General features: G+C 57.7%; 20 protein-coding genes and 1 pseudogene. 9 read left to right on the top strand and 12 right to left on the bottom strand.

Features of this window, described 5'->3' with window-relative positions:
- Positions 1 to 74 precede the first annotated feature (74 nt).
- Complete coding sequence (locus tag BMX80_RS18090) at positions 75 to 407, top strand: RloB domain-containing protein (RefSeq protein ID WP_083394363.1); 333 nt, start codon at positions 75 to 77, stop codon at positions 405 to 407.
- Between the two features lie 170 nt (positions 408 to 577).
- A pseudogene (locus BMX80_RS16550) lies at positions 578 to 910 on the top strand (diguanylate phosphodiesterase); the annotation flags it as partial.
- Between the two features lie 11 nt (positions 911 to 921).
- Here BMX80_RS16550 and BMX80_RS16545 read toward each other — a convergent pair.
- The 5 genes from BMX80_RS16545 to BMX80_RS16525 all read right to left on the bottom strand — a co-directional run bounded on the left by BMX80_RS16545 (position 922) and on the right by BMX80_RS16525 (position 4,204).
- Positions 922 to 1,287 (bottom strand): hypothetical protein, encoded by a 366-nt coding sequence (locus BMX80_RS16545; protein ID WP_071871782.1) that lies wholly within the window; start codon positions 1,285 to 1,287, stop codon positions 922 to 924.
- Positions 1,287 to 1,613 (bottom strand): helix-turn-helix domain-containing protein, encoded by a 327-nt coding sequence (locus tag BMX80_RS16540; RefSeq protein ID WP_074870531.1) that lies wholly within the window; start codon positions 1,611 to 1,613, stop codon positions 1,287 to 1,289. The genes BMX80_RS16545 and BMX80_RS16540 overlap by 1 nt, the downstream gene beginning before the upstream one ends.
- Positions 1,614 to 2,009: 396 nt before the next feature.
- On the bottom strand, positions 2,010 to 2,747 hold the full coding sequence (locus BMX80_RS16535; RefSeq protein ID WP_071871784.1) for an FKBP-type peptidyl-prolyl cis-trans isomerase: 738 nt from the start codon (positions 2,745 to 2,747) through the stop codon (positions 2,010 to 2,012).
- Between the two features lie 107 nt (positions 2,748 to 2,854).
- The gene (locus tag BMX80_RS16530; protein WP_074870529.1) at positions 2,855 to 3,448 is read right to left on the bottom strand and encodes a 2-hydroxychromene-2-carboxylate isomerase; all 594 of its coding nucleotides are present in this window, start codon (positions 3,446 to 3,448) and stop codon (positions 2,855 to 2,857) included.
- Between the two features lie 21 nt (positions 3,449 to 3,469).
- Positions 3,470 to 4,204 carry an SDR family oxidoreductase gene (locus BMX80_RS16525; protein WP_074870527.1) on the bottom strand — a complete coding sequence of 245 codons (735 nt, stop codon included), beginning with the start codon at positions 4,202 to 4,204 and terminating at the stop codon, positions 3,470 to 3,472.
- 111 nt (positions 4,205 to 4,315) lie between these two features.
- Between BMX80_RS16525 and BMX80_RS16520 the strand changes: the two genes are divergently transcribed.
- The gene (locus BMX80_RS16520) at positions 4,316 to 4,879 is read left to right on the top strand and encodes a TetR/AcrR family transcriptional regulator (RefSeq protein WP_074870525.1); all 564 of its coding nucleotides are present in this window, start codon (positions 4,316 to 4,318) and stop codon (positions 4,877 to 4,879) included.
- A 163-nt stretch (positions 4,880 to 5,042) separates the two neighbouring features.
- Here BMX80_RS16520 and BMX80_RS16515 read toward each other — a convergent pair whose 3' ends face one another.
- On the bottom strand, positions 5,043 to 6,179 hold the full coding sequence (locus BMX80_RS16515; protein ID WP_074870523.1) for an acyl-CoA dehydrogenase family protein: 1,137 nt from the start codon (positions 6,177 to 6,179) through the stop codon (positions 5,043 to 5,045).
- A 139-nt stretch (positions 6,180 to 6,318) separates the two neighbouring features.
- On the opposite strand from BMX80_RS16515, the gene BMX80_RS16510 reads away from it, so the two are divergent.
- From BMX80_RS16510 to BMX80_RS16490, 5 genes are all read left to right on the top strand, one after another.
- Complete coding sequence (locus tag BMX80_RS16510; protein ID WP_071871789.1) at positions 6,319 to 7,305, top strand: GlxA family transcriptional regulator; 987 nt, start codon at positions 6,319 to 6,321, stop codon at positions 7,303 to 7,305.
- A gap of 135 nt (positions 7,306 to 7,440) precedes the next feature.
- Entirely contained in the window at positions 7,441 to 7,902 is a 462-nt protein-coding gene (locus BMX80_RS16505; protein WP_074870521.1) for a carboxymuconolactone decarboxylase family protein, read from the top strand.
- A 238-nt stretch (positions 7,903 to 8,140) separates the two neighbouring features.
- On the top strand, positions 8,141 to 8,665 hold the full coding sequence (locus BMX80_RS17990; RefSeq protein WP_175474921.1) for an AraC family transcriptional regulator: 525 nt from the start codon (positions 8,141 to 8,143) through the stop codon (positions 8,663 to 8,665).
- Positions 8,666 to 8,786: 121 nt separating this feature from the next.
- Complete coding sequence (locus BMX80_RS16495) at positions 8,787 to 9,722, top strand: hypothetical protein (protein ID WP_074870519.1); 936 nt, start codon at positions 8,787 to 8,789, stop codon at positions 9,720 to 9,722.
- Positions 9,723 to 9,892: 170 nt separating this feature from the next.
- Positions 9,893 to 10,795 (top strand): bile acid:sodium symporter family protein, encoded by a 903-nt coding sequence (locus BMX80_RS16490; RefSeq protein ID WP_074870517.1) that lies wholly within the window; start codon positions 9,893 to 9,895, stop codon positions 10,793 to 10,795.
- Positions 10,796 to 10,840: 45 nt separating this feature from the next.
- Here the strand turns inward: BMX80_RS16490 and zapE are convergent, their stop codons facing one another.
- Both zapE and BMX80_RS16480 read right to left on the bottom strand, forming a co-directional pair.
- Positions 10,841 to 11,935, bottom strand: a complete 1,095-nt coding sequence (gene zapE, locus BMX80_RS16485) for a cell division protein ZapE (protein ID WP_071872014.1) — start codon at positions 11,933 to 11,935, stop codon at positions 10,841 to 10,843.
- 74 nt (positions 11,936 to 12,009) lie between these two features.
- Positions 12,010 to 12,639: an alpha/beta hydrolase gene (locus BMX80_RS16480; protein WP_074870515.1), complete on the bottom strand. Its 630-nt coding sequence runs from the start codon at positions 12,637 to 12,639 to the stop codon at positions 12,010 to 12,012.
- Between the two features lie 117 nt (positions 12,640 to 12,756).
- On the opposite strand from BMX80_RS16480, the gene BMX80_RS16475 reads away from it, so the two are divergent.
- Positions 12,757 to 13,185, top strand: a complete 429-nt coding sequence (locus BMX80_RS16475) for a Z-ring associated ZapG family protein (protein ID WP_071872012.1) — start codon at positions 12,757 to 12,759, stop codon at positions 13,183 to 13,185.
- A 55-nt stretch (positions 13,186 to 13,240) separates the two neighbouring features.
- Here the strand turns inward: BMX80_RS16475 and hisC are convergent, their stop codons facing one another.
- The 4 genes from hisC to murA form a co-directional block, all read right to left on the bottom strand.
- Positions 13,241 to 14,296 (bottom strand): histidinol-phosphate transaminase, encoded by a 1,056-nt coding sequence (gene hisC / locus BMX80_RS16470; RefSeq protein WP_074870513.1) that lies wholly within the window; start codon positions 14,294 to 14,296, stop codon positions 13,241 to 13,243.
- An 88-nt stretch (positions 14,297 to 14,384) separates the two neighbouring features.
- Entirely contained in the window at positions 14,385 to 15,695 is a 1,311-nt protein-coding gene (gene hisD, locus BMX80_RS16465; protein ID WP_074870511.1) for a histidinol dehydrogenase, read from the bottom strand.
- Positions 15,696 to 15,730: 35 nt separating this feature from the next.
- Entirely contained in the window at positions 15,731 to 16,357 is a 627-nt protein-coding gene (gene hisG / locus BMX80_RS16460; RefSeq protein ID WP_071872009.1) for an ATP phosphoribosyltransferase, read from the bottom strand.
- Positions 16,358 to 16,421: 64 nt separating this feature from the next.
- A complete protein-coding gene (gene murA / locus BMX80_RS16455; protein WP_071872008.1) occupies positions 16,422 to 17,687 on the bottom strand; it encodes a UDP-N-acetylglucosamine 1-carboxyvinyltransferase in 1,266 nt (421 codons plus the stop codon).
- Positions 17,688 to 17,695: the final 8 nt, after the last annotated feature.

Genomic DNA, 17,695 nt, shown 5'->3' with positions numbered 1-17,695 from the left:
AAAGGTTTTTTGCATGCGGCTGACTCAGGCGATGGGCTTCCCGCGATTGTGCCAGCCAAGAGAGCTGCTGAGGAATAAATCAGCGTTTCCCTAACAATACATTTAAAGAGATCACATCCACACCTTGCTTTGAGTTGTGGTTCATTTTGCATTTTACCTACACATCATCTCCTCTAGAGTCTGCCGGGTTGAAAAGTTGCGGCGCGCGGACTCTCGAGGAGCTTGAAAAATACTGGCCAGACTATACGAAAGGCGCCAACGGATCCTTCAATTACTTGCTGACGAAACTAGAAACCGCCAAAGTTTTTGGCGCTCGATTGCTGGCCGAGTCGGAAAGGACTGGATCTATAAATCCTTTAACCAAAGTTCACGAACTAGTTTCCTATCTCCAGCAAATCAAAAACTAAAACTTAGCGGAATTAGTAAGCAGACAGCACTACCCTGTTCAACGCACCCCCACAGAAATTTCTGTATTGGGTTGAGTGTAGCCGGTTGTACTTTTTAAAGTAGTTAGGAAAACTCTGCAGCCCCCTTTTTTGCGAAACCACCCTCATATATGCTGCATAGTTACTGAGCCCCACTGTGCGACTTTGTTGGCCATATTGGTGACGATGATTTCATGCTGGTACTCGGCCAGCCAAATTGGCGCGGCGTGTTACAGAAGATTTTGCAGGACTTTCAAAGCCAGAGCCGGCGCTTTTATTTGCCCGAGCATCTCAATGCGGGCGCCTTTATTAGTACCAACCGCGAAGGCAAAGTGCAGACTTTCCCGCTGTTGTCGCTGTCGATTGGCGTGGTCGAGCTAACGCCAGAGCGCTGCAGCGAGCTGGATGCCGGGCAGCTGGCGGCCTTAGCGTCTAAGGCCAAGCATCAGGCCAAGGCGCTACCCGGTTACAGCTTGCATGTGTAGCCGCACAGCGCTTAAGGAGCGCTGGCGTAGTCGTGGGCGTATACCCGGGCAATTTCTGCCGAGTGCCAGCTGGCGGCCTCTAGGCCGTCTGGCTCGCCTTCCAAGAGGCCTAACTGCTGCACATGCAGAAAGAAACCCACGCGCGGCAAACGGCTCGCGCCCTGACTGACCACCAAAGCACTGCGAAGCGGGCGCTCGGCTTCGGCGTCGAGTCTGGCTAAGTACTCCAGCGCGGCAGTCAGCACTTGCATCGCGGGGCTTGGCAAGCCGACGCGCTCAATCACCGCACGATAGGTCAGCACATGGCGCTGCTGGCGAGCGTCGTCGAGCACGCCGAGCAGTTTTTCCCAATCACGCTTGAGGATTTGTACCGACATTAGCCCAAGTCCATTTCGTTAACGTTCAAAGCCCGCGCCATGGCGCTGCGAATGGCACCTTCCAGTGCGCGCTCACCACGCTCGAACATCAGCAGATAAGCCGGGCTGATGCCTACCTCACGTGCTAAAGCCTCTACGGTTAGCCCTCGCGCTTCACGCAAGGTCTGCAAATCTAGCCGCTGCGCGGGTGCAGCTTCAGCCACCGCCGGTGTTGCCGGCTGACTGCTGGCCTGCCCAGCCGCTTGCAGCAAGGCTTGGTAGTCGGCCCATGCTAAGACGGCGTATTCGGGCTCACCGTTGCGGCGAATAATCTGTACGTCTGACATCGTTCCCCCAGGATTACTTGCGCCATGCCATCACTGAGCTATGACTTTATTAAGTTCATAGTACACCCGCTACACGGCCAGACGCAGACTCAGGTAACAGTCTTGGCCCTGCTCACACAGGCCCCGCAAAACCACTTGGCGCGGGCAAAGCCCATGCCTTGCGGGCTTGCGCTGGTTATCCACCGTATCTGTGGATAACTCTGTGAACAGTCTCTGAATTAATCGCAGCAAGCCGCATACCATGGGCCTTTGCTACAGACTGAACAAAAAACGAACAGCGCAAAAAACCTAATAAAATCAAAGGATTAAAAAAGCCACTCAGGTTGCCCTGAGTGGCTTGACAGGTTTCCGTTGAGCTGTTCCCGGCATGTGTATAAGGGTAACAGCCAAGCAGAATCAACCCGCTTCGTTGCTCTCAGCCGCGGCTTTTTCGCCACCTTCTTGGCCTTGAATGCCCAGCAATTCCAGCTCAAAGACCAGCACTGAGTTGGCCGGAATCTTCGGGCTCGGGCTTTGCGCGCCGTAGGCCAGCTCAGAGGGGATGTACAGCTTCCACTGATCACCCACTTTCATCAGTTGCAGGGCTTCTACCCAACCCGGAATCACACCGCCTACCGGCAGCTCGATCGGGCTACCACGCTCACGCGAGCTGTCGAACACGCTGCCATCGACCAAGGTGCCTTCGTAGTGAACGGTCACCACGTCGCTGGCCTTGGGCTGCGCGCCTTCGCCTTTTTTCAGTACTTCGTACTGCAGGCCCGATTCGGTGGTCACGATGCCGTCACGCTTGGCGTTCTCGCTAAGGAACTCTTTGCCCTTCTTCGACGCTTCGTCGTTAAGCGCTTTCATGCGGTCTTCGCTGCGCTTTTGCAGAAACTCAAAGGCAGCCATCAGCTCGTCATCTTTTAAGCGCTGCTCGGTTTTCGCCAATGCATCGCTAATGCCCAGTGCGACGGCTTGCGGGTCGAGGTCTTCCAGACCATCTTCCGCGAGGCTGCGGCCCATGTTCAGACCCAAGCCGTAGGAGGCTTTCTGAGCCGGCGTTTTCAGCTCTGCAGCGGTTTCTTGCTCACCGCAGCCAGCCAGAGTCAGGGTTGCAACAGCCACCGCAGCAGCCAGGGCAAAACGTTTCATGTCGGATCCTTGTGCACAGCCCAACGGGCAGAAATAAGAACGCCGAGCTTAACAGCTCGGCGTCAACTGCCGAAAGCGCTCGTCACGCCCTGCCAACCACTTGGCAATTAGTCGCGTAGCGCCTCGGCGACAAAGTCCAGGCGATCTTGGCCAAAATACATCTGCTCGCCGATATAAAAGGTCGGCGCACCAAAGGCACCGCGACGCACGGCTTCTTCAGTATTGGCCTTGAGCTTGGTCTTAACCGCCTCATCGGCGGTAAGCGCGAGTAACGCTGGCGGGGCAAAACCGGCTGCGCTTAACACCTCAGCCAGCACAGCAGGATCACCCAAATTTTTTCCCGCAACCCACAGGGCGTTAAACACCGCACTGGCGAAATCCATAAAGCGTTCAGGATGTTGTTCTTGCACGCCAACGGCCATGCGCATCAGCTGCAAGGTATTGATGGGAAAGTGCGGATTGAGCTTAAACGGCACACCATAGCGTGTGGCGAAGCGCGCTAGGTCAATCATCATGTAACGGCCTTTGGCCGGCACCATAACCGGCGAGGCATTCTTGGTGGCCTGAAACAGGCCGCCCAACAAGATGGGCCGATACTCTAAGTTAGCGCCGTGCGCGGCACAGATCGCCGGCAGTTGGGTGTGCGCCAAATAGGTGGTTGGACTACCGAAATCAAAGAAAAACTCGACGGTTTTGCTCATTGCATGACTCCTAAAGGTGAATTACCAGCGCTCTTGCCACGGGCGCAGGTCGAGTTCGAAGGTCCAGGCATCGCGCGGCTGCGCGTGCAGGTGCCAGTAGTTATCGGCGATATGTTCGGGGTTTAAGATGCCGTCCTGATCTTTCTTGGCGTAGATGGCCGGGAACGTGGTGCGGATAAAGTCGGTATCAATCGCGCCATCCACCACCACATGGGCGACGTGAATATTCTGCGGGCCTAACTCCCGCGCCATGCTTTGCGCCAAGGCACGCAAGGCATGTTTAGCCCCGGCAAACGCCGCAAAGTGCGCAGCGCCACGCAAGGCAGCGGTGGCGCCGGTAAACAGCACAGTGCCGCGCTGCCGGGTGACCATACGCTTGGCCACGGCTTGCGCGGTTAGAAACGCGGCAAAGCAGGCCATTTCCCAAATCTTGAAATACTTGCGTGGGGTTTCTTCCAGCACGCTGCACGGCACGTTGGCACCGATATTAAAGACATACACTTCGATCGGGCCGATATCGCGCTCGATGGTGTCGATCAGCTCGGCCACCTGCTCTTCTCTACGCGCATCGGAGGCAAAGCCATGCGCTTGGCCACCAGCGGCATGAATCTCATCCAACAGCGGCTGCAGTTTGTCCACACTGCGCCGCGTGATACAGGCGATATAGCCTTCGCGCGCAAAGCGCTTGGCAATCGCCCCGCCGGTGGCGTCGCCAGCGCCTATCACTAAAGCCACCTTATTGCTCTGTTCAGCCATATCGCGCCTCTTTTAGTTAGCTGACTGCTATCAATGCCTTTTACTAAACGATCACTTAGTAAACGAACGTTATGCTACGCTACCCACAAATGCAAGCCATGAGAGTTCGCCATGCGTTACAGCAACGAGCACAAAGCCCAAACCCGGCAGAAATTACTCGACAGCAGCGCCTGCCTAGCCAAAGAAGGCGGCTTCGCCAGCACTGGGGTTGATGCGTTGATGAAGGCCATCGGCCTAACCGGCGGGGCCTTTTACAGCCACTTCAGCAGCAAAGAAGACTTGTTTGCCAGCCTAGTGGCGCAAGAATTAGCCCGCAGCGTGGCCCTGCTCTCGGAACTGCCCGGCCAAGGCGCCGAGAAGCTGCGCCAGGCCTTTGCCTTGTACTTAAACCCCAAGCACGTCGCTGCGGTGGGTCAAGGCTGCATGCTGCCGAGCCTAGGCAGCGAGATCAGCCGCGCCGCGCCAGAGGTGCGCGAAAACGTTGAGCAAGCGCTACAAACCTTAGTCAGCCGCTGGGCCAACGAGCACCCACAGCCCGAGCTAGCCTGGGGCATGCTGGCGCAATGTGTCGGCAGCATTGTGTTGGCACGCATGCTGGCCACCGAGGCTGCGCAAAAAGCGGTGCTTGCCTCCAGCCAGCAATTGTTAGAACAGCTGCTAAGCGCGCAGGCATAAAAAACCCCGGCAGTGCCGGGGCTGAAGGAGACTGCGGGACCCGCCAGGGAAAACCGCAACTCATCCGGCAAAGCCGGAATACCGTAAGACTAGCCGATTTAGGTAGCTCACAGGCAAGCCAAACTAACCGCAATGCCTCGCTATCGACCAAAGTACGGGCGCTTTACAGCGAACGGGAAATAATTTCCTTCATGATCTCGTTGGTGCCGGCGTAAATCCGCTGCACGCGCGCATCGGCCCACGCACGTGCTACCGGGTACTCCCACATATAGCCGTAGCCACCGTGCAGCTGCACGCACTCATCCAGCACTTTGCACTGCAGGTCGGTACACCAGTACTTGGCCATGGCGGCAGTCGGCACATCGAGCTTTTTATGCATGTGCAGTTCAAGGCAGCGATCGACAAACACGCGGGCAATTTGCAGCTCGGTGGCGATCTCAGCCAGCTTGAAGCGGGTATTTTGGAAGTCAAACACACTACGGCCAAAGGCTTTGCGCTCGCGGGTGTAGTCCAGCGTCCACTTCAGCGCCGCTTCGGCGTTGGCGATGGCGCCGACGGCCACCGACAAACGCTCCTGCGGCAGCTCTTGCATCAGGTAGATAAAGCCCATGCCGGGCTGGCCCAGCAGGTTTTCTTTCGGCACGCGCACGTCTTGGAAGAACAGCTCGGAGGTGTCCTGCGCCTTCATGCCCACCTTGTGCAGGTTCTGCCCTTTGGTGAAGCCCGGCGTGCCGGCCTCGACCAAGAACAGGCTAGTGCCTTTGGCGCCGCCTTTGGGGTCGGTCTTGGCCACCACGATCACCAAATCAGCCATCTGACCGTTGGTGATAAAGGTCTTCGAGCCATTGATGACGTATTCGTCGCCATCCAGCACGGCGGTGGTTTTTACGCTCTGCAGGTCGGAGCCGGTGCCCGGTTCAGTCATGGCAATCGCGGTGACGATTTCGCCGCTGGTGCACTTAGGAATGTACTTCTGCTTTTGCGCAGCACTGCCGTAACGCTGGATATACGGCACGGCGATGTCCGAGTGCAGCGAGAAGCCCACGCCGGATAAACCCAGACGCGCGGCTTCTTCGATCACCACGGCGCTGTAGAGGAAATCCGCCCCCAGACCACCATCGGCTTCTGGAATAGGCGCACAGAGCAAACCTTGCTCGCCGGCCTTGCGCCACAGCTCGCGGGATACCTGGCCGTCTTCTTCCCACTGGGCGTGGAAAGGCACCGCCTCGGTCTCAAAAAACTTGCGCACACTGTCGCGGAAAATCTCGTGGTCGGAGCTAAACACTGTTCTTGGGATCATGGCAAAACACTCAACGCTGTAGGGGGATTGCGGGTCAACCTTTTCGACTATAAACAAGCGCTTGCTCAGTTAGCGCTGGACATAGCAGCCAAAAATCAGGACGATCCAGCCATCGCTTGACCACTATCGCGTTATAACTATGCCAAATAGCCCATCTAACCTTAGCCGTGTCAGCATTTTGGTGATCGACGGCGTGTTCGCCTCCACGGCCATGCAGGCCATGGATCAGTTCCAAATGGCCGCGCAACGCATCAACCGCCACCAAAGCCCCGAGGCCGCCTTCCGCACCACGCTGGTCAGCCCCACGGGCGAACCGGTGAGCGGTTTTGGCGATGTTCCCGTGGCGGTGCACAGCGCGCTGGATGATGAAGCCGAAGTTATCGTTTTGCCGGCTTTTTGGGGCGACTTTGACGAACTTCGCCAACGTTACCCGCAGATTATTCCGTGGCTACAACGCCGCCATGCCGCCGGCGCGATTCTCTGCGGCGTGGCCACCGGGGTGTTCTGGATGGCCGCCAGCGGGCTGATGACGGGAAAAGAAGCCACCACCTATTGGCGTTTTTATCAGGAGTTTCGCCAGCGCTTTCCGCAGGTGCAGCTCAACGAGGACAAGCACCTCACCGATGCCGATCAGCTGTATTGCGCCAGCGGCGTGACCTCCAGCTGCGACTTGTACTTGTATGTGATTGAGCAACTCTGCGGCCTGCCCGTTGCCCAAGCGGTGGCGCGCGATAGCCTGTTTGAAGTGCAACGCAGCTACACCCCCGGACGCCTCGGCTTTGGCGGGCAGAAACTGCATCAAGACCCGCTGATTTTGCAGATTCAGCACTGGCTCGAAGAACACTTTGCCGAAAAGTTCCGCTTCGAAGACGTGGCCCGCCTGCACGGCATGAGCATTCGCAATTTTATGCGCCGTTTTCAGGCGGCCACCGGCGAAAAACCGCTGCATTACCTACAGCGCTTACGCATCGAAACCGCCAAAACGCTGCTTTCCAGCACCCGCAAGAGCATTAAAACCATCAGCTATGAAGTGGGCTATGACGACGCCAGCTTCTTCGCCCGGCTGTTCCGCCAACATACTGAGCTATCACCGCATCAGTACCGCCGACAAAACCAGCCGGGATAACCACATCACCGACTGCGCACACCGACAGGCTCGCGCGCTAGGCGTTAACGGCGAGCAAGCCTGTCGAAAACATTCAATACCCGCCAACGAGCACTCGTTACGGTGCGCACTCATCCCTTTTCGAGTGACGCCATCATGAGTCGACGTGCCAATTACTTTCGCCTTGCGCCGCAAGCCATGCAGCAACTACTGGCCTTGGAAGAACACCTCCACGAACAGTTCCGCAGTTCAACAACGCTGTCGGTAAGCCTATGGGAACTGGTTAAGTTGCGCGTTTCTCAACTTAATCAGTGTGCCTTCTGCATCGACATGCACAGCAAGGCCGCCCAACGTTATGGGGAAAGCACAGAGCGAATTATTGGCTTGAGTGCCTGGCGAGACATGCCTTTTTATTCACCGCAAGAGATCGCCGCGCTGCAGTGGGCAGAACTCATCAGCGCTGCCCAGCCAATTGACGATCAGTGTTACCAAGACACGTGTAACCTGCTTGGCGAGCCAGCGCTGGTAGAGTTAACCATCGCGGTGAATGCCATCAATAGTTGGAACCGCATCGCCAAAACCTTTAAACCCGAGGTTGGTAGCCATCCCGCAGAGTAACGCCAGCACGCCTGCTTTCAGGCTGCATCTTCGCCACCCAGCGCTGCCCGCCGCAGCGCTGGTTAAAGACTTGTGGGTCGCGTCGGTTAACAACTCGGCGGCGCAGCCGGTTGTTAAATCCTTGCATGCCAATGCCGGCAGCGGGCTGATTTTTCATTGTGCCGGCGACATAACCATAGATCAGCGCCCCCTGCCTCACGGGGTGATCGTTCTACCCACCTTAAAGACCAGTAAAAGCATGACCTTATCGGCCGGCACACGCTTGGCCGGCATTCATCTCACCCCGGCCAGCGGTCATGCTCTGATTGCACACAGCTTCCCCCAGCCAACCGCGCTGCCCCTAGCAAGCCCACTGGCGCAACAGCTGGATCGACTTTATCGAACCCTCTGCCAGCAAACAGACAGCGCTGCCATGCTCGATATCTTGCAGGCTTGGTCAGCCAGTGGCTTAACGCCTCAGCAGCCCATCCCCAAGGCAATCCAAAGGGCCCTAGCCTGTATCGGCAATGACATCCCCGCTGGCGCGTTGGATCAGCACACCGGCATGAGTCAGCGTCAATTGGAGCGCCTATTTAGCCATTGGCTAAACATGACACCAAAGTTCTATCAACGAATTGCCCGCGTGAATAAAGCCGTCCAGATGCTCGCACAACCCCAGCCGAGCAGCTTGGCGGAGATTGCCCACGCCTGCGCCTTTAGCGATCAAGCCCACATGACCCGAGAGTTTCGCGCCATTACGCACAAAACACCGGGCAACTGGTGAGCGGCACCTTCGCGCGCGAAACTATCCCTGCTTAATCGGCCTAAACCTTGGATGGGCGCCGGTGCTGCTTGCGCCCTCTAGCATGGTGTGACTGCATCCATAACAACAAAGGCAGACCACCATGCGCTCTCTCCTCCTCGCTTTAGCTGGCGTTGCGGCCCTCCAGGCCCATGCCAATGATGACTGGCAACCCTTCCCGCTCGATCAATCAGCCTATGACTTCAGCGGCACCAAGCTGCAAGAACAATGGCCGGTGCTCACCCGTGGTTTTAATTACCCATTTCCTGATGCCGCCAAAGTGACGGAAATGGCCCAGCGCTACCCAGAGGTACGCGAGCAGACAGCGTTTAATGGTGATGCCGAGGCTTACAGCCAAGCCCTGCAAGACGTCTGGCGCGATATGTTTCGCGGCGACTACGCCAAAGCCAAAGCCAAGGGGTTAAAACTCGGCCCCGCCGGCCAAGTACCGGCCATGTTCGCTCAAGTCACCTACGCCCTCTATTTAGAGCCCAATACCGAGCGCAAACATCAGCTACTCGAAGAAGTGATTAGCCGTACCGATGCCGCCGGCGAACTGGTGCAGGCCGATACTTTGGCGCAATTCGGCCGCGCCTATGCCAAAGCGCGCCTCGGTGAAGAACTGCCGATTGGCACGGTGCTAAAACGCGGCTACACCTCGCAGATCCCCGCTGAGCTAGAGCAGCTGCTTAAGCAAGATCAACAACACGCCTTCGCCTTAGCCACCTTAGGCGGCTACCACGCCGGGGTGATCCGCAAAGTCGGCAGCATGATGGCGCGCATGACCTACGGCGCCAATAAAGGTGATATGGAGAAGTACTTTGCTCAGTCGATGGCGGTAGTGGATGACATTCCCATCAGCCACTTTGAATATGCCAACGCCCTCACCTATGTGTACGGCGATGACGAACAGCGCAAAGTGATTGATCACCTGCGTTTGGCCGCCAACCTAAAACCACGCTACGCCATGGAAGCCCTCGAGGTAGAGCTGGCGAAAAAGCTCCTGCGCGAACAAGAAACGCAGCTAGCACAGCGGTAACACAAGCGGTGCACACGCAACCCCGCACAGGCAACTGTCGCGGGGTTTACGTTATTCAGCGGATCAAGGCGGCACTATTCGCAGGCGTCTGAGGCTAGTCGCACGGGGTTTAGCCCCGTACAGTAGGCTAGCCACCGAGGCGCATCTGTTCAGCCACAAGAATTCCAACAATGACCAACGATCCCTTGCTAACCCTAGCCCTACCCATTGCCCTAGGCATCATCATGCTGGGCTTGGGTATGTCGCTCACCCTCGACGACTTCAAACGCGTTGCCCGCTACCCCAAACCGGTACTGATCGGCCTTGGCTGCCAAATCCTGCTACTGCCACTGGCCTGTTTCGGGATTGCCTTAGGCTTCGAACTCGAACCGGCATTGGCCGTCGGTTTGATGCTGCTCGCCGCCTCCCCCGGCGGTACCAGCGCCAACCTGTACAGCCATCTAGCCCATGGCGATGTCGCCCTGAACATCACCCTGACTGCCGTCAACTCGGTGATCGCCATCTTGACCATGCCGATCATCGTCAACTTGTCGCTGATCTACTTCATGACCGCTGATCAAGCCATCCCGCTGCAGTTCACCAAAGTGCTGCAAGTGTTCGTGATTGTGCTCGGCCCGGTTGCCATCGGCATGTTGCTAAAAAGCAAACTGCCCAACTTTGCCCAGCGCATGGAAAAACCAGTGAAGATCATGTCGGCACTGTTCCTCGCCCTGATCGTGGTGCTGGCCATGGTGCAAGACTGGCAAACCTTAGTGGATTACGCGCCTGTGGTGGGTGCCGCCGCACTGCTGTTTAACTTAGTCAGCATGGCCGTGGGCTATTACGTGCCGCAGCTGCTGAGCCTTAACAAGCGCCAGTCAATTGCCATCGGCATGGAAATCGGCATCCACAACGGCACGCTAGCCATCGCCCTCGCCTTAAGCCCGGTGCTGCTGAACAACGCCACCATGGCCATTCCCGCAGCCATTTACAGCATCATCATGTTCTTCACCGCCGCCCTGTTCGGCCTGTGGGTGAACTGGCGCCATGGCGATGAATTAAAAGAAGAAGAGCCAGAAGCGCAGGCTGGATAACCTCTCTACCAACAAAAAGCCCAGCATCATGCTGGGCTTTTTGTTTTATGGCTTGTGCGGTCTGGCGAGGTATTCGTGCGACTGCATCTCTAGCAAGCGGCTTAAAGTGCGCTGGAATTCAAACTCCAGACGCCCACCGGTGTAGAGGTCTTTGAGGGGCACTTGGGCGGAGATAATCAGCTTGACGTTGCGGTCGTAGAACTCGTCCACCAAGTTGATAAAGCGCCGCGCGATGTCATCGGTGCTCACGCTCATCTGCTCGACATTGGCCAGCAAGACCGCGTGAAATTCTTTAGCCAGTTCAATGTAGTCATTCTGGCTGCGCGGGCCGTCGCACAGGGCACGGAAGTCAAACCACGCCACGTCGTCGGCGATTTTGCGCGACTGAATCGGGCGATTCTCGATCATCAACGGCTCACCGATGGTGATGTGCTCGGCATCGGGAATCAGGCTGATAAAGCTGCGTTCGAGGCTTTCTTCGGCAGCCGGGTCGAGCGGGTAGTGATAAATCTCGGCTTGTTCCAAGGCGCGCAGGCGGTAATCGACGCCGCTATCGACGTTCACCACCTCGGTGTGTTCTTTGAGCAGAGCAATCGCCGGCAAGAAGCGCGCGCGCTGTAGGCCGTCTTTGTACAAGCCATCGGGCACGATGTTAGAGGTCGCCACCAGGCTCACACCCAAGGCGAACAACTCTTGCATCAGGGTGGCTAAGATCATCGCATCGGCGATATCTGAGACGAAAAACTCATCGAAGCAGATCACCCGCGCCTCGCCAGCAAAACGCGCGGCAATGATTTTCAGCGGGTTTTTTTGGTCTTTTAACTGCTTGAGTTCGTCATGCACACGCTTCATAAAGCGGTGAAAGTGGGTACGGTTTTTTTGCTCAAACGGCAAAGCGTCGAAGAAGGTATCGACCAGATAGGTTTTACCGCGCCCTACCCCGCCCCAAAAATACAAGCCTTTGACCGGCTTTTTCGGCTTACGCGCCAACAGCTTATTGAGCAGCTTGCCGCGCTCTTGCTCGGCGGCGACCAAGTCGTCGTAGAGGCGCTGCAAGTGCTTAACCGCCATTTCTTGGGCGGTGTCGTAAACAAAATCGGGGCGTTCGAGATCCGCGCGATAGCGCTCAAGCGGCGTCATGGGCGAGTTCTGGGTTGTGACAAGGGGCCGACAATTTACTCGCCAACCCCACGCTTGGCAAATATCCGCGTCGATTAACCCAGGCGCGGCTCCAGCAAGGCTTTCAACTCGACCAATTTGCCGTGAAAGAAATGGCTGCACTGCGGCACATGGATAAGCTCATGGGCGATCTCTAGGCTCTGCGACCAGGCGTAGACCTTCTCTGGCGTCACGACCTCATCATCCTCAGGCTGAATCACGCTAAACAGCGCGTGATGCGGCAAACGGCCATCCACATTAAAGCGTTCCACTGGCGGCGCCAGCATGATTAAGCGTGCGATCGCAGTGCCTTGTTGCTCCATGCGCCCCGCCAAACAGGCAGCCACACAGGAGCCAAACGAAAACCCCACCAAATACACCGGCAACCCCGCATGCTGCGCGGTAAGCCAAGCGAGCGCCGCTTGCGCATCGTCAATCTCGCCTTCGCCGCCGGCGTGCTCACCAGCACTTTGCCCAACACCGCGAAAGTTAAACCGCAGTGTCGCCAAACCCAGATCACGCCCAGTGCGCTGTACGGTGCTCACCACTTTGTTAAGCATACTGCCGCCAAACAAGGGGTGCGGATGGCAAATAAGCACCACGGCTGCCGGTTGCTCACCTTCTTGATAAAGCCCCTGCAGCGGCCCTTGCGGCCCGTCAATGAGTACTGGTTTTTCTGCAGGCATGGTATTTCTCCGTGACTTGTTCGACTAAAGCCGGCGTCTAGCTGACATGAGGCCCGCTATACTGCCATGTAGAACAGGGTTAACGTTAAGCTGTAGCAAAAGATTGAGGACAACGACGTGGAAGCATTTCTCTCCACCTGGCTGATTCCAGCGGCCGCTTTGGTTATAGGTTTAGGCCTTGGTTTTGCCTTAGGGCGAATCATTCCCGGCAGCACCGCAGGCAAAGTGCAGCAGCGCCTAGAAGACCTGCAGGAGCAATTCAGCGACTACCAGCATGAAGTCGTCACCCATTTCAACACCACCGCCAGCTTGGTGAAAAAGCTCACTAAGAGCTATCAAGACGTGCAAGACCACTTGAACAGCAGCGCCAACCGCCTAGCGCTGGATGAAATCACCCGTCAGCGCCTTATCGCTGCGCTGAAAAGCGAAGCGCCCAAGCCCAAGCGTGAAACCCCGGCCAGCACCGAGGCACCTAAAGACTACGCACCGAAAGACCCGAACGCACCGGGCGCGCTATCTGGCCAAAGCACCAAGCAGAACGCCTGAACCCATCAGCGCGTATAAACACAGAGCCCGCTTACGCGGGCTCTGTGTTTTAGGCTCAAACCAAGGGCTTTAGCGCCTCTAGCAAGGCCTGATTTTGCTCCGGCGTGCCGATACTGATCCGCAGGTATTGATCGATACGCGCACTGTTAAAGTGCCGCACGATCACCCCTTGCTCGCGCAAGCCCTGGGCTAAAGCGGCGGCATCCCGCTCTGGGTGCGTAGCGAAGATAAAGTTGGCCGCCGAGGGCAGCACGTTAAAGCCCAGCTTGATCAGCTCAGCAGTCACTTGCTCGCGGCTGGCGATCACTTTGCTACAGGTCTCGATAAAGTAGTCTTCATCGGCAAACGCGGCAGCGGCGCCGACAATCGCTAAGCGATCCAGCGGATAGGAGTTAAAGCTGTTCTTCACTCGCTCCAGTGCTTCAATCAGATCCGCATGACCAACCGCCAAACCGACCCGCAAACCGGCCAGCGAACGCGATTTGGACAAGGTTTGCGTCACCAGCAGGTTCGGGAAGTCATTCACCAGACTGATCGCACTCTGCCCGCCGAAGTCGATATAGGCTTCGTCGATCACCACCACAGAATCAGGGTTGCCTTGCAGCAAACGGCGAATCTCATCCAAAGCCAGCAAGCGACCGGTGGGCGCGTTGGGATTAGCGAAGATAATCCCGCCGTTAGGCTTTAAATACGCGGCCACGTCGATGCTGAAATCATCCCGCAGCGGCACATTTTCGTAGGCAATGCCGTACAACCCGCAATACACCGGGTAGAAGCTGTAGGTGATATCCGGAAACAGGATCGGCTGGTCTTGCTTGAACAAACCGTAAAACAGGTGAGCGAGCACTTCGTCCGAGCCATTGCCGACAAACACTTGCGCGCGCTGCACGCCGTAATAGTCGGCCACTGCTTGCTTGAGCTGGTCGCTGTTCGGGTCTGGGTACAGACGCAGGCTATCGCCTAGCTCGGCTTGCATGGCCGCCACAGCTTTCGGCGACGGGCCATAGGGGTTTTCGTTGGTGTTCAACTTCACCAGCTTTTGCAGCTTGGGCTGCTCGCCCGGCACGTAAGGCACCAGGTCTTTCACGAAGGGGCTCCAGAATTTGCTCATCTGCCCTTCTCCTCTTCAGTTCGTTCGATAGGCGCAGGGCGGCTAAGCCGTGCAACGGCATCAGCCACCGGCGGTCACAACACTGCGTTTAGTCGTTAATGCGGTATTCGGCGCTGCGCGCATGAGCGGTCAGCGACTCGCCACGGGCCAGCACAGAAGCCACCTTGCCCAGCTCGGAAGCGCCGTGCGCCGAGCAATGGATAATCGACGAACGCTTCTGGAAGTCATACACGCCCAGCGGCGAAGAGAAGCGCGCCGTGCCTGAGGTCGGCAGCACGTGATTGGGGCCTGCACAGTAGTCGCCCAGCGCCTCGGCGGTGTAACGGCCCATGAAGATGGCCCCGGCATGGCGAATCTGCGCCAGATATTGCTCAGGATTAGCCACCGACAGCTCCAAGTGCTCCGGCGCGATGCGGTTGGCCACTTCGATGGCTTGCGCCATATCGGCAACCTGAATCAAGGCACCACGACCTTGCAGCGAAGTGCGAATGATCTCGGCGCGCTCCATGCTCGGCAGCAGTTTTTCGATGCTCGCTGCGACTTGCTCAAGGAAGGCCGCATCGGGACTGACCAGAATGCTCTGCGCATCTTCGTCGTGCTCGGCTTGCGAGAACAGGTCCATGGCGATCCAGTCCGGGTCGGTTTGGCCGTCACACACGACGAGAATCTCCGACGGGCCGGCGATCATGTCGATACCCACTTGGCCGAACACATGGCGCTTGGCGGTGGCGACATAGATGTTGCCCGGGCCGACGATCTTGTCCACGCGCGGTACGCTCTCGGTGCCATACGCCAGCGCAGCCACGGCTTGCGCGCCACCGATGGTGAACACGCGGTCGACACCGGCCACACAGGCTGCGGCGAGCACCAACTCGTTAAGCTCGCCACGCGGGGTCGGCACCACCATCACCACCTCGGGCACACCGGCCACTTTGGCGGGGATGGCATTCATCAACACTGATGACGGGTACGCCGCCTTGCCGCCGGGCACATACAAACCGGCGCGATCCAGCGGGGTGACTTGCTGGCCGAGCACCGTGCCGTCGGCTTCGGTGTACTGCCAAGAGTCTTGCTTTTGCTTTTCGTGATAACTGCGCACACGTTCGGCGGCTTGCTCAAGCGCCGCACGTTGCTCGGCGGTAATCCGCGTCAGCGCCAGCTCCAAGCGCTCGCGCGGCAGAATCAGCTCAGCCATGGCCTGTGCGTCAACGCCATCAAAGCGCTGAGTGAACTCCACCAGCGCGGCATCGCCTCGGCTGCGCACGGCGGCGATGATCTCCAGCACGCGCTGATTAACGCTGTCGTCGGAGACACTTTCCCAAGCCAGTAGATGATCCAGATGCTGCGCGAAGTCCTGGTCACTGGCGTTGAGACGGCGGATAGCGAAGTTCTGGCTCATGGTCTTTCTCTTTTAACTAGGGACTACAAATAACCTTACGCGCGGGCCTCCACGGCCTGTCGCAAGGCTTGGATCAGGGTATCCAGTTCGGCGTGCTTCATCTTCATCGACGCCTTGTTAACGATCAAGCGCGAGCTGATGTGGGCGATCAGTTCTTGCGGCTCCAGCCCGTTGGCACGCAGGGTGTTGCCGGTATCCACCACGTCGATGATCTTGTCCGCCAAGCCCACCAGCGGGGCCAGCTCCATCGAGCCATACAGCTTGATGATCTCAACCTGACGGCCCTGCTCGGCGTAGTAACGACGCGCAATGTTGACGAACTTAGTGGCCACACGCAGGCGGCCTTTGGGCTCCGGAGCGCCAACCTTGCCGGCGGTCATCAGTTTGCAGCGGGCGATGTTCAGATCCAGCGGCTCATACAGCTGACCACCGTATTCCATCAACACGTCTTTACCGGCCACGCCCAAGTCGGCCGCGCCGTGCTCAACGTAAGTCGGCACATCGGTAGCGCGCACGATCAGCAGCTGCACATCATCACGGGTGGTGGGGATGATCAGCTTGCGGCTTTTTTCCGGGTTCTCCGCCGGGGCAATCCCAGCTTCGGCCAGTAGCGGCAGGGTATCGTCGAGGATACGGCCCTTGGACAAGGCGATGGTCAGCATCACGCAGCTCTCTTAACGCAGTGCCGCAGCCATAGCGCTGCGGCAGGCAAACAAACGCGGCCGATTAACCCGGCACGCGGCGAATGGTGGCACCGAGTAATTGCAGTTTCTCTTCGATGCACTCATAACCACGGTCGATGTGGTAAATGCGGTCGACCAAGGTGTCGCCCTCGGCCACCAGACCAGCGATTACTAGCGATGCCGAGGCGCGCAAGTCAGTGGCCATCACCGGTGCTGACTTCAGCTGCGGCACGCCAGTGACGATGCAGGTGTTACCTTCGACTTGAATCTTCGCGCCCATGCGAATCATCTCGTAAACGTGCATGAAGCGGTTTTCAAACACGGTTTCGATCACCGTACCGGTGCCTTCAGCCACAGCATTCAGGCTGACGAACTGCGCCTGCATGTCGGTGGGGAACGCCGGGTACGGCGCGGTACGGATGTTCACCGCACGCGGGCGATTGCCCTTCATGTCGAGGCTGATCCAATTGTTGCCGGTATCAACCATAGCGCCCGCTTCTTCAAGCTTGAGCAGCACGGACTCGAGAATCGTCGGATCGGTGTCTTTAAGCTTAACGCGGCCACCAGTGGCGGCAGCGGCCACCAAATAGGTGCCGGTTTCGATACGGTCGGGCATCACCATGTAGCGACCGCCGGCCAGACGCTTGACGCCGTCCACGGTAATAGTCGCGGTGCCGGCGCCTTGAATATTGGCACCCATGGCGATCAGGCAGTTGGCCAAGTCGACCACTTCTGGCTCACGCGCGGCGTTTTCGATCACGCTGCGGCCATTAGCCAACGCAGCAGCCATGAGGATGTTCTCGGTACCCGTAACTGAGACGGTATCGAAGAAATAATGCGCGCCACGCAGGCCGCCTTCCGGCGCCTTGGCCTTGATATAGCCGTTCTCGACGACGATATCGGCGCCCATGGCTTCTAGACCACGAATGTGCAAATCAACCGGACGCGAACCAATCGCACAACCACCGGGCAACGCTACTTCGGCATAACCAAAGCGCGCCACCATCGGGCCCAACACCAGAATCGACGCACGCATGGTTTTCACCAGTTCGTACGGCGCGACTAAGGTGGTGATGCTGGAAGTATCCACTTCGACATTAAGCTTTTCGTCGATGGTCGGCTGCACGCCCATGCGACCGAACAGCTCGATCATGGTGGTGATGTCGTGCAGGTGTGGCAGGTTACCGATGGTGATCGGCCCATCGGCCAACAGGGTGGCGGCCAAAATCGGCAGCGCAGAGTTCTTTGCGCCAGAGATACGAATCTCGCCGTCTAGGCGCTTACCGCCCGTGATGATCAGTTTGTCCATAGCGGGCT

It is taken from the genome of Atopomonas hussainii (assembly GCF_900109735.1).
Taxonomy (GTDB): domain Bacteria; phylum Pseudomonadota; class Gammaproteobacteria; order Pseudomonadales; family Pseudomonadaceae; genus Atopomonas; species Atopomonas hussainii.
The sequence above is the reverse complement of the archived record's forward strand: the minus strand, read 5'-3'. Positions and strand labels throughout refer to the sequence as shown.

What these genes read in the sequence shown, in the direction of transcription:
- BMX80_RS16545 (WP_071871782.1), bottom strand. Translation starts at nt 1,287, where the DNA reads ATGTCGGTACAAATCCTCAAGCGTGATTGGGAAAAACTGCTCGGCGTG.
- BMX80_RS16540 (WP_074870531.1), bottom strand. Translation starts at nt 1,613, where the DNA reads ATGTCAGACGTACAGATTATTCGCCGCAACGGTGAGCCCGAATACGCC.
- BMX80_RS16535 (WP_071871784.1), bottom strand. Translation starts at nt 2,747, where the DNA reads ATGAAACGTTTTGCCCTGGCTGCTGCGGTGGCTGTTGCAACCCTGACT.
- BMX80_RS16530 (WP_074870529.1), bottom strand. Translation starts at nt 3,448, where the DNA reads ATGAGCAAAACCGTCGAGTTTTTCTTTGATTTCGGTAGTCCAACCACC.
- BMX80_RS16525 (WP_074870527.1), bottom strand. Translation starts at nt 4,204, where the DNA reads ATGGCTGAACAGAGCAATAAGGTGGCTTTAGTGATAGGCGCTGGCGAC.
- BMX80_RS16520 (WP_074870525.1), top strand. Translation starts at nt 4,316, where the DNA reads ATGCGTTACAGCAACGAGCACAAAGCCCAAACCCGGCAGAAATTACTC.
- BMX80_RS16515 (WP_074870523.1), bottom strand. Translation starts at nt 6,179, where the DNA reads ATGATCCCAAGAACAGTGTTTAGCTCCGACCACGAGATTTTCCGCGAC.
- BMX80_RS16510 (WP_071871789.1), top strand. Translation starts at nt 6,319, where the DNA reads ATGCCAAATAGCCCATCTAACCTTAGCCGTGTCAGCATTTTGGTGATC.
- BMX80_RS16505 (WP_074870521.1), top strand. Translation starts at nt 7,441, where the DNA reads ATGAGTCGACGTGCCAATTACTTTCGCCTTGCGCCGCAAGCCATGCAG.
- BMX80_RS17990 (WP_175474921.1), top strand. Translation starts at nt 8,141, where the DNA reads ATGACCTTATCGGCCGGCACACGCTTGGCCGGCATTCATCTCACCCCG.
- BMX80_RS16495 (WP_074870519.1), top strand. Translation starts at nt 8,787, where the DNA reads ATGCGCTCTCTCCTCCTCGCTTTAGCTGGCGTTGCGGCCCTCCAGGCC.
- BMX80_RS16490 (WP_074870517.1), top strand. Translation starts at nt 9,893, where the DNA reads ATGACCAACGATCCCTTGCTAACCCTAGCCCTACCCATTGCCCTAGGC.
- zapE (WP_071872014.1), bottom strand. Translation starts at nt 11,935, where the DNA reads ATGACGCCGCTTGAGCGCTATCGCGCGGATCTCGAACGCCCCGATTTT.
- BMX80_RS16480 (WP_074870515.1), bottom strand. Translation starts at nt 12,639, where the DNA reads ATGCCTGCAGAAAAACCAGTACTCATTGACGGGCCGCAAGGGCCGCTG.
- hisC (WP_074870513.1), bottom strand. Translation starts at nt 14,296, where the DNA reads ATGAGCAAATTCTGGAGCCCCTTCGTGAAAGACCTGGTGCCTTACGTG.
- hisD (WP_074870511.1), bottom strand. Translation starts at nt 15,695, where the DNA reads ATGAGCCAGAACTTCGCTATCCGCCGTCTCAACGCCAGTGACCAGGAC.
- hisG (WP_071872009.1), bottom strand. Translation starts at nt 16,357, where the DNA reads ATGCTGACCATCGCCTTGTCCAAGGGCCGTATCCTCGACGATACCCTG.
- murA (WP_071872008.1), bottom strand. Translation starts at nt 17,687, where the DNA reads ATGGACAAACTGATCATCACGGGCGGTAAGCGCCTAGACGGCGAGATT.